The sequence below is a fragment of the Prevotella amnii CRIS 21A-A genome, assembly GCF_000177355.1.
GTDB classification, from domain to species: domain Bacteria; phylum Bacteroidota; class Bacteroidia; order Bacteroidales; family Bacteroidaceae; genus Prevotella; species Prevotella amnii.
Genome location: NZ_ADFQ01000082.1, coordinates 1 through 10,823 on the forward strand (window position 1 = coordinate 1; position 10,823 = coordinate 10,823).

A 10,823-nucleotide genomic window follows, 5' to 3' on the forward strand; every position below is an offset into this window, starting at 1 on the left:
ACACTATTAAAAAGAAACAATAAGTTTTAGGGTTAAGATACATCATATATAAAAGGGGGAAATAACACCTACTTAAAATAAAAATAATTTATTTTTAACACAAAAATAAATTAAAAATGGACTAAAAATAATTTATTTTTAGTCCTTATACATTCTTTATCCTTCTACCAACGACTGTTTTTATTTATCACAAAAGTCTTTGTTTATCATCACTATAAGCTACTACTTTCTTGTATATATGCCTTTTATATATACTGTTATGAAGATTCTATCTATAAACAAGTTGACATAAAAAAATAAGGCACATTGTTTTTTATACTAATGTGCCTCATTTATTATTTTCAAATAATATGTTTTAGCTTACCAAAGCTTCAAACGCTCATTTTCAGGAAGATACATCTTATCGGTAGACTTTACATTAAAAGCTTTATACCATTCATCTATATGTGGAAGAGCCCCATTTACACGCCACTTACCCAATGAGTGAGGATCGCTCTTTACACGATTACGTATCTCTGCTTCTGTGATATTATTAGCCCATACTCCTGCGTATGCTAAAAAGAAACGCTGCTCAGGAGTGAAGCCAAGAAGATTTTTTAATCTCTTTGTTTTGCTTACCTTTTGAAGTCCAGCATAAGCTACCTGCAAACCTCCATGATCGGCAAGATTTTCTCCAAGTGTAAACTTACCATTTGCATTAAGGTCTGGAAGTACCTTTATAGCACTAAAGAAATCAGCATACTTACCTGTACGCTCATCAAACTTCTTGCTATCAGCATCTGTCCACCAATCGCTCATATTACCATTCTTATCGTACTTACGCCCCTGGTCATCAAATCCGTGTGTCATCTCATGACCTATTACTACGCCAATAGCACCATAATTGAAAGCATCATCAGCCTTAGCATCAAAGAAAGGATATTGCAAAATACCTGCAGGGAAACATATCTCATTAGTAGTTGGATTATAATAAGCATTAACTGTCTGTGGCGTCATGCCCCATTCATCTCTATCTACTGGCTTTCCTGCCTTTTCCTTTATCTCTTGCTTAGCCCAGAAAGCACGTGCAGCAAGCACATTGTCATAATAAGACATTGTAGGGTCTATAACTAATGCAGAGATGTCCTTCCATTTATCAGGGTAGCCCACTTTAACGTAAAAAGTTGCAAGTTTTTCTTGTGCTGCTTTCTTTGTCTGTTCCGACATCCAATCTTGTGCGTTAATACGATCAGAGAGTGCAGACTTTAGGTTGTTAATAAGGTTTATCATACGCTGCTTGCTCGAAGCTGTAAAATAACGCTTACAATATATGCGACCAAGCGCCTCGCCCATCAGGTTTTCTATCTGTAAGGTTGCACGCTTCCAACGCGGAAAGTCCTCCTTAGCCCCACGCATTGTCTTACTAAAGAAATTAAAATATTCTGCACGAATATCATCACTCAAATAGTTAGCCGAAGACATTATAACGTCCCATTCCATTCGAGCACGCAGCTCTTCTACCTCTTGTGTAGCTATTATCTTATCCAAGCCTTCTAAAAACTTTGGCTGACCTACCACCATTGTTTGTATATATTCGCTCTTTATACCGCTGGCATTTGCCATAGCCTCTATATCGAGGTTAGGATATTTTTGTTCAAACTCCTTTAAAGTCATCTTATTGTAATTAGCCTCTGGGTCACGAAGTTCTGTTCTATTCTTAGAAACTAAAGCTAACATAGTCTCAAAACGAATAATAGCATCACGTTTCTGCTCTGCTTGCTGTGTGGTAAAGCCAAAAAGCTTAAACATATTTACAATATGCCTCTTGTATGCATTACGAATGTCAGTTGTAGCTTTATCATTATCGAGGTAATATTCCTTCTGTCCCAGTGTTAACCCACCTTGATAAACATTAAAGATATTCTGTGTAGCATTCTTTTCATCTGCTCCAAAAAATGTACCTGCCACTTCGCCATAACCAAAAATAGCATATTTCTTACGAAGAGCATTAAGGTCGGCTATACTCTTAGCTTGCTCCATCTCATCTAACAAAGGCTTTACAGGAGCTATCCCTTCTTTGTTGCGACGAACAGAGTCAGTTGCAAGTCTATAGAAGTCGCCTAATTTCTGCTCTACACTACCTTTCTTGTTCTTAGATTTAAGCAGACTTGTAAGAATACTGTTTATACGCTTATTATTGTTTTCTTGAAGTAAATCAAAAGAACCATAACGTGAATAGGCTGCAGGAAGCGGATGTAGCTTTTGCCAACCACCTGTAGCAAACTGATAAAAGTCGGTAGCTGGATTAACCGACCTATCTAAATTCTCTGCCTTGATACCTGCTGCTCCTTGAGCAAAAGATACCACAGGAGCTGATAATAACATCATCGTAGGTAAAATTTGTTTAATTTGCATGTTTTCTTTTCGTTTTTAATATTTAATATTGTAATATATATTTTTTTTATAACAGCTTAAGCCCCTCCTTTTTAAGCTCTTCCAATATTTCGCTATTCTTAAGCCAATTATCGTTCTCCGCATCTATATTTTGCTGTAAAATAGTATATTCGTTTACAAGATCCATATTAGACGCATTTTCTTCCTGCATAAGCATAGCATCAAGCTCCTTCTTACGAGCCTCTAAACTATCTATCTTCTTTTCCAAAAGTTCTACTACTCGCTCTGCTTTCTTTATCCTTTTCTGCAACTCTTTTCGCTTAGCATATAATGCCTTGCTGTCTTCCAGAGTGTCTTTAGATAAGCTATCATCTGGCTTAACGAGCTTTTCCTTAACAGAAACATCAGGCTTCTTTTCATCTTTCACTATCTTACCATTACTCACAGCCTGCTCTATGCTCACAGCATTATGATAGCGAAGATAGTCGTAAATACCACCAATATGTTCACGTACCTTACCTGCTCCAAACTCATAGACCTTGCTCACTAAACCATCTAAAAACTCACGGTCGTGAGATACTATAATAGCTGTACCGTCAAAAGCCTTAATTGCCTCTTTTAATACCTCTTTAGATGCTATATCAAGATGATTAGTAGGCTCGTCTAATATAAGCAAGTTTACAGGCTCTAATAAAAGCTTTATCATTGCTAAGCGTGAACGCTCGCCGCCAGAGAGCACTTTGACATATTTATCAGATGTCTCACCACCAAACATAAAAGCACCTAAAAGATCGTTTACCCGTAAACGCATCTCACCTTTGGCAACACTATCTATTGTGTCAAAGATTGTAATATTCTCATCTAATAGCTGCGCCTGATTCTGTGCAAAATAACCTATATGAACGTTATGACCCACTTTTAGATTACCCTCAAAAGGTATCTCGCCCATGATACACTTAACCAACGTAGACTTTCCTTCACCATTTTTACCCACAAAAGCCACCTTCTCACCTCGCTTTACTGTAAGATCCACACCACGAAGCACTACCTTTTCACCATAGCTCTTAGATAGCTCTGAAGCTATTACAGGATAATCGCCCGAGCGAAGACAAGGAGGAAACTTTAAATGCATGGCAGAATTGTCTACCTCGTCTATCTCTATTGGAACTATCTTTTCTAACTGTCGTAAACGCTGCTGCACCTGCACCGCTTTAGTAGCTTGATAACGGAAACGATCTACAAAAGCCTTTATATCGGCTATCTCCTTTTGCTGGTTTTCATAAGCTCTCATTTGTTGCTCACGACGCTCTTTACGAAGTACTAAATACTCATCGTACTTTACCTTATAGTCCTCCACATGACCACAGGTTATCTCTATCGTCCGATTGGTTACATTATTAATAAAGGCTCTGTCATGAGATACTAACACAACAGCCTTACCACTCTGCACTAAAAACTCTTCTAACCACCCTATAGACTCTATATCTAAATGGTTAGTAGGCTCATCGAGCAATAACACATCAGGAGCACTTAACAATATCTTTGCTAACTCTATACGCATACGCCAACCACCAGAAAACTCTTTTGTAGGACGGTCGAAATCGCTACGCACAAAGCCTAAACCCACAAGTGTACGCTCCATCTCTGCTTCATAACTTTCGCCCCCCATCATGTTATAACGCTCATGCTCTAAGGTAAACCTATTTAACAAGTCGGTATAACTATCGCTCTGATAATCGGTACGCGTCTCAAGCTCTTTTTGTAACTTCTCTATCTTATGAGCTAACCTCGTATTATCAGAAAAAGCCTTACGAGTCTCCTCACGCAATGTAGTATCGTCAGACAAGTTCATTACCTGAGGTAAATATCCCACCTTTATATCATTAGGAATAGATACCTTCCCCGAAGTGGGCACTTGCAGCCCACTTAATATCTTAAGCATAGTAGATTTGCCTGCACCGTTTTTACCTACCAACGCTATACGATCATTAGCATTGATAACAAACGATACATCATCAAACAATGGCTTAACGCCAAACTCTACCTTCAACTTCTCTATAGATATCATATATCTTCCCGCTTCTTATAAATAATATAAGTTACAAAGATAAAAAAATATTTCTTTATACATACAAAATATTTTCTAAAACTCGTACTAATGTAAAATATTTTCTTTTGATTTTTGGTATTTAAAACTAATCTAAGGAAAGCTTTAAATAAAAATTTATTTCTTTTTAGATTTGCTAAGCTATAATATTACATAATTCCCCCTATCCCACAAATATACATAAGAAGAATTATAACTTATATAAAAAGAAAAAACGGCTGAGCAACTGCCCCACCGTTATCTCCGATAAACTACCGTCTCACGACGCTAATTCTCTACAATCTTTACCTAAAATATAACTAAAAACCTAAATCTATTACTAACCTAAACAATTTTCTATAATCCTGAGCAATCTTGATTACCTAGAATAAATATCTATTTGAATATTATCTATAACTAGCAAGCTAGTGTGTATCTCTTAATTGCAATGCAAAGTTACGACCTTCAACAATACCTAACAAATATTTCTATGATATTTTACATCGAAGCCGCTATTTATTGACATAAATCAACCTATCTTGCAAATAATAAAACATTTTGCTTCTTATCTTAATATTTTCCACTTCTTAACCCACTAAAAATAGCATTTTATAATATACTAAACTGTATTAAAAATATTATTTTTACATGTTAAGAAAACAACTCTTATATAAATATACTATGTCTTCATATATATCCAAGGCATTATACTTTATACTTCAAACTTCCATACTCTTCCACTATTACCCTCTATATGCATTCTTACTTCTCCATTAGGCGATATAATAGCATCAATCTGTTCACCTGTTAGAAGATCTGTCAAAAGATAATAATCTCGTTTTATCTTTAAAAATTTCATCGCATGTTCAGGAATTGTTACAGATATAGTAGATGCTTTATCGTCAAAATTAGCAACTATCAATAAACGTTCCTTACCTTGACCACGCATAAATGCAAATTGCTTGCTGGTATCAAATGTAGATTTATTAAAATTTGCATACATCAAATCATAAGTTAATCCCCCAGATATAGATGCCTCTTCTCTTAAACAAAGTATTTTATAATATATATCTCGAAGATATCTCTGTTTTGTGGATAATCTGCCTACATTATAAAAGGCTTTACGTATAGTAGAAGTACTCCAATAATCAAATATAGTAGACCTCCCATCAACTCCTGAAAATCCTTCCTTTTCCATTCCTTTTTCACCAAATTCTTGTCCGGAATATATCATAATAGGATTCGACTGAAAAAGGGCAAAAACTATCAAAGCAGGAATACCTTTACGTCCTTCTCCTGCAAAAAAATCAGAAGCAATACGCTGTTCATCATGATTTTCTAAAAAATACAACATATGAGAACGAATATCATCTACAGCTTGCCATGCCTTAGTAATATCTGCAGCTGGCTTATATCCACATATTACCCCACGAAGAGTATCATACATTCCCACCTTATCATATAAATAATTAAAACCAGCCTTAATATACTCTCTGTATAACTCTGGATTATAGACTTCACCTATAAATTTGATATATGGAAAATATCTTTTTACCCTAAATATTGCATATTTCCAAAATGCTGTAGGTACCATCTCTGCCATATCACAACGAAAACCATCTATTCCTTTTGCAGCCCAAAACATAAGAACTTTTGTCATCTTCTTCCATGTAGATGGTACAGGATTAAAATGTTCGCTACGACCTCCTAAGTCACAATAATCAACACCATAATTTAATTTTACCGTTTCATACCAATCGTTCTGTCCCGGATTAGACTTAAAGCAATCGTTTCCAGTACACTTTGCTGGATATTCATAATAAGTTTCTCCAGTATCTGAAACATTAATAGCAGATAGATCTAAAGCAACCTCTGGACAATAATAAAAATTATTTTGTGCATCAAAATGCTTATGTATGTTGTCATCAGCCCCCAAATCGCAAACATTTTTAGGCTTAGCTATACTTTTATATTCACGTGCTACATGGTTAGGTACAAAATCTATAATTACCTTTAGACCTTGATCATGAGTTCGCTTAATTAAAGACTCGAACTCCTCCATTCTATGTGGCACATCTGTAGCTATATCTGGATCAATATCATAATAATCGGTTATAGCATAAGGTGAGCCTGCCTTCCCCTTTACTACTTGTGCATGCTGCTTAGGAATACCAAACATAGAATAATCTGTTGTTGTTGCATGACGAATAATACCAGTAAACCATACATGCGTAAAACCACTTTGCTGTATCTTTTGAAGTATTTTTGTGGAAAGATCTTTCATCTTTCCTACGCCATTTTCTTGTATAGAACCATTCTCTTTGCAAGCTACATGCTTATTACCAAAGGTACGAGTAAAGATTTGATATATTACCATTATTTAAAAACTTAAAATGCCTTAATGACATTATAAAACAATAAGGAGTTATCGTAAGTATTTAGGATTAAAACCATTAGCATAAACAACAAATAATATGGTTTTAATACTAAAAAAGATAACCCCTCTAACAAATATCTTAAAAAAAACTTACAAACTACGTGCTGTTACACTTTTATTAATACGACCTATCATACCTTGCAAAGCTGTTCCTGGACCACACTCTATAAACTCCGTAGCACCTGCGGCTATCATGTTCTGTACACTTTCTGTCCAACGGACACTTGATGTGAGCTGTGCTATCAAATTAAGTTTTATATCTGCAGCGTCTGTATGTGCACAAGCATCTACATTCTGATAAACAGGACATTTAGGCGTATTAAAATTAGTTGCTTCTATGGCTACTTGAAGCTCATGCTTAGCAATATCCATTAATGGAGAATGGAAAGCACCCCCAACCTTTAAAGGCAATGCACGCTTAGCACCAGCAGACTTTAATAATTCACAAGCTTCTTTTATACCATCGGTACTACCTGAAATAACCAACTGACCAGGACAATTAAAATTAGCAGCTACTACCACCTTACCTTCACTACTTACCTTCTTGCATATCTCTACAACCTTATCATCAGATAAACCTATAATTGCTGCCATAGTACCTGGATTTTGCTCGCAAGCCTTCTGCATCGCATTTGCACGAGCAGCTACAAGCTTTAATCCATCTTCAAAACTTAAAGCACCAGAAAACACAAGAGCTGAAAATTCACCTAAAGAATGGCCTGCTACCATATCTGGCTTAAGCTCTTTGCCCTGACATAATGCAGAAATAACACTATGTAAAAACACAGCTGGCTGCGTAACCTTTGTTTCCTTTAACTGTTCATCAGTACCTGTGAACATTACATCTGTTATTTTAAAGCCTAAAATACTATCAGCTTTATCAAATAGCTCTTTTGCTAACTCATTACTATCATAAAGATTTTTACCCATACCCACAAATTGTGAGCCTTGACCAGGAAATACAAATGCTTTCATTTCTACTTATCTATTATTTATATTTATTTATAATTAAACACTATTAATGTGTACAAAGTTAGAAAAATAAAATGGTAAAATATCCATCTTATATAAAATAACTTATATATTTAGGTGTTTAATATATGCTAAAATAAACAACAAATCGCAAGCTGCCAAATATAATAATATATTATAGATATACTATATCCCTGCTAAATACTATTTTTATTCTACTACAACAGCTTCAGAGGCTACACTTTCTTTTTGCTTTAACAATTCATCTAAACTTTTATAAGTATAAGCAGCCTTATCTTTAATATATGTATTACGAAAACGCTCACGAAGATCAATTAGCTTACTAATAACCTCTTGGTATGATTCTGCATTTATACGAAGAGCAAGCTGTTGCGCACGCTCAGCATCAAATTCAAAATATTTCAATAGCATTGATTTAAACTGGCTACGCTGAGCTTCAGACATAGCTGCCAATTGCTCTGATACATTATTATTTGCCTTAAATATAGTAAAAATAAGCTCATCAGGCTCTCCTCCACGCTGACCATGATCATATTTCTTTTCATATTCAAAGTAACAATCACAATATCCCTTAGCTGCCATATCTTTAAGCTCTGCCATAGCAGGCTCAAGAACACGACGACAAAAATCAGAAAACTTCTTATAATTATCTTCTAAACGAAGCATCTTACGAAAGTCTATTGTTTTTATAACTGTACGCCCTTTATTAACCCATGACTCTATAAACATATAAATACGCTGAGTGTATTTATTCTTACAAGCAAAAACTATCTGCTTTCCTAAACGATGATAACCCAAATCTAAAGATACCAATCGCTCTGCAACTGCACGATTAAGTTTTAAAATAGCATACTTATTATATGAACGATCTTGAGGAATATAAACATCACAAAGGTTAGTATATTTGGTATATTTCCTACCTTCTGAAGTCTTATAAGGAATTTCTACAGGTAAAGACGCTAACATTTTTAAAGATGTGCGAAGCTCTGGATAATGATTTGGATCAACCCCTAATTCTTTAAAAGGCAATTTAATAGGCATACGTCCATCTTCATCTAATTCTTTTGTCTGAAACAGATCAAGCTGTGCACTCTGCTTATTATTTAAAATACCAAGCAAAATAGCTTGTAAATTTTCAACTATAGAAACAAGTATTCGCACCTGAATAAGCGAATAATCATAACGCATCATCGTTACTGCAATGGGCTGTATAAGCCATGTCTCATCCTTTATAGGGATAAGAGCATCTGATATAGTACGTTTTATAGGTGCTTTCTTAGCTTTAGCACCTCTCTTTTTTGTTACTGGCTTCTTTGTAGATGTCTTGCCACTACTACTTGCGTCCTTTGTCTTTACCATGCTTAAAAAATAGCTTCAAGAGTACAAAGATAATATATTTTTATAATATTTACTATGGACACTTAAAAATAAAATTTACTTATATTACATTTAATATAAACGAGGACCAAAAATCTTTGTCCCTATACGCACCATCGTTGAATTACAGCTCACAGCAACATCATAATCTTGACTCATTCCCCATGAACGTTCCTTAAAAGATGCCTTATCCGAAAAATATTTCTTTTTTATTTCATCAAAAAATATAGATGCAGATAACATTTCTTTTCGTACCTGTTCCTTATCTGATACATTAGAAGCCATCATCATCAGGCCTGAAATACATACATGAGACATGTTTCTCCATTCGCCACTATCAATAAAAGCTCTACAATCCTCAAAAGAAAAACCATATTTACTTTCTTCTTTTGCTATATGAAGCTCTAACAAAACCTTTATTACACGATTATACTTAGATGCTTGCTTTTCTATTTCACGAAGAAGTTTAACCGAATCGACAGCTTCTATCATTGATATATAAGGTACTATATATTTTACCTTATTAGTTTGCAAATGACCTATAAAATGCCACTCTATATCTTTAGGCAAAGACGTTACTTTTTTAGATAGCTCCTGCACTAAGCTTTCTCCAAAAGCGCGTTGTCCTTCAGCGTATGCTGCCTCTATATATTCTATAGGGTGATACTTACTTACAGCTATTAGTTTAACACCATTAGGCAGTTCCCTTAGTACGCTATGTAAATTGTCTACTACATCATACATACTCCTCTTTCTAAAAATAGTGCTATTCGTTAAATTACGATTCTGATATGTTACTTATATTCTGATGCTCAAAAACATCCATAATCTTAGTTTCTGTAATTGATACTATAGAATAGTCTGATAGCCCTCCGTTCATAACATCTTCTACATTCTTCACTGCACCATTAACATTTCCTGCTTGAACAAGACGTGTAGAAATAATACGTTTCTCTTTTTCTGTTTTTTCATCAAGCGTTATAAATGCTATCTTTGCTTTAAACCATTTATCCGCATTATCACTATCGCAAAAAAACACTTCACTGTAAACAGCTGGGGTAATTGCTTTTATCTCAAACTCACCACTGATATAATGAGACATTTCCTTTGTTATTTCAGCTTCTGCTTCAGAAAATGTATAAGCATCTACCACATACTGCTCTATTACTTTCTTATTTTGACCATCTTCCATAGTCTTATCATATCTCACTCTTATCTCAAACCATTTCGCTGTTCTTATCCTCATTATTTTATTTCTTTTGTTCAGTTATTCAGAAAATTATCTATCTCTAATAATATAGATAACTATGCAAAAGTAGTAAAAATATTATAAACTTTCAATATATAAGTGCAATGTTTTATATATAGAGAAAAACAATACTTAAATATTTACTGACATAACTTATTAAAGAATAAATCTTAAAAAACAAATTATTAAAACGTTAAAGAATACTTGTAAAAGAACAACTTCCTTTTTCTAAAGAAAACAAACTGAAGTCCCAAAACTTTAAATATTTTATATACCATAGATAAAAGCTCTTCATAATATATTACTAA

At 34.4% G+C, this 10,823-nt stretch carries 7 protein-coding genes; all 7 read right to left on the minus strand.

Annotated features, from left to right (window positions below; translation table 11 throughout):
• Nucleotides 1–360: 360 nt before the first annotated feature.
• On the minus strand, nucleotides 361–2,394 hold the full coding sequence (locus tag HMPREF9018_RS07000; protein ID WP_008449864.1) for a M13 family metallopeptidase: 2,034 nt from the start codon (nucleotides 2,392–2,394) through the stop codon (nucleotides 361–363).
• Nucleotides 2,395–2,440: 46 nt separating this feature from the next.
• A complete protein-coding gene (locus tag HMPREF9018_RS07005) occupies nucleotides 2,441–4,441 on the minus strand; it encodes an ABC-F family ATP-binding cassette domain-containing protein (RefSeq protein WP_008449861.1) in 2,001 nt (666 codons plus the stop codon).
• A gap of 730 nt (nucleotides 4,442–5,171) precedes the next feature.
• The gene (locus HMPREF9018_RS07010; protein WP_008449854.1) at nucleotides 5,172–6,836 is read right to left on the minus strand and encodes an alpha-amylase family glycosyl hydrolase; all 1,665 of its coding nucleotides are present in this window, start codon (nucleotides 6,834–6,836) and stop codon (nucleotides 5,172–5,174) included.
• 150 nt (nucleotides 6,837–6,986) lie between these two features.
• The gene (fabD, locus tag HMPREF9018_RS07015) at nucleotides 6,987–7,871 is read right to left on the minus strand and encodes an ACP S-malonyltransferase (RefSeq protein ID WP_008449859.1); all 885 of its coding nucleotides are present in this window, start codon (nucleotides 7,869–7,871) and stop codon (nucleotides 6,987–6,989) included.
• Between the two features lie 207 nt (nucleotides 7,872–8,078).
• Nucleotides 8,079–9,248 carry a replication initiation protein gene (locus HMPREF9018_RS07020; RefSeq protein ID WP_008449865.1) on the minus strand — a complete coding sequence of 390 codons (1,170 nt, stop codon included), beginning with the start codon at nucleotides 9,246–9,248 and terminating at the stop codon, nucleotides 8,079–8,081.
• A 90-nt stretch (nucleotides 9,249–9,338) separates the two neighbouring features.
• Nucleotides 9,339–10,010 (minus strand): YggS family pyridoxal phosphate-dependent enzyme, encoded by a 672-nt coding sequence (locus tag HMPREF9018_RS07025; RefSeq protein WP_008449857.1) that lies wholly within the window; start codon nucleotides 10,008–10,010, stop codon nucleotides 9,339–9,341.
• 34 nt (nucleotides 10,011–10,044) lie between these two features.
• Entirely contained in the window at nucleotides 10,045–10,512 is a 468-nt protein-coding gene (locus tag HMPREF9018_RS07030; RefSeq protein WP_008449853.1) for a DUF4494 domain-containing protein, read from the minus strand.
• Nucleotides 10,513–10,823 lie beyond the last annotated feature (311 nt).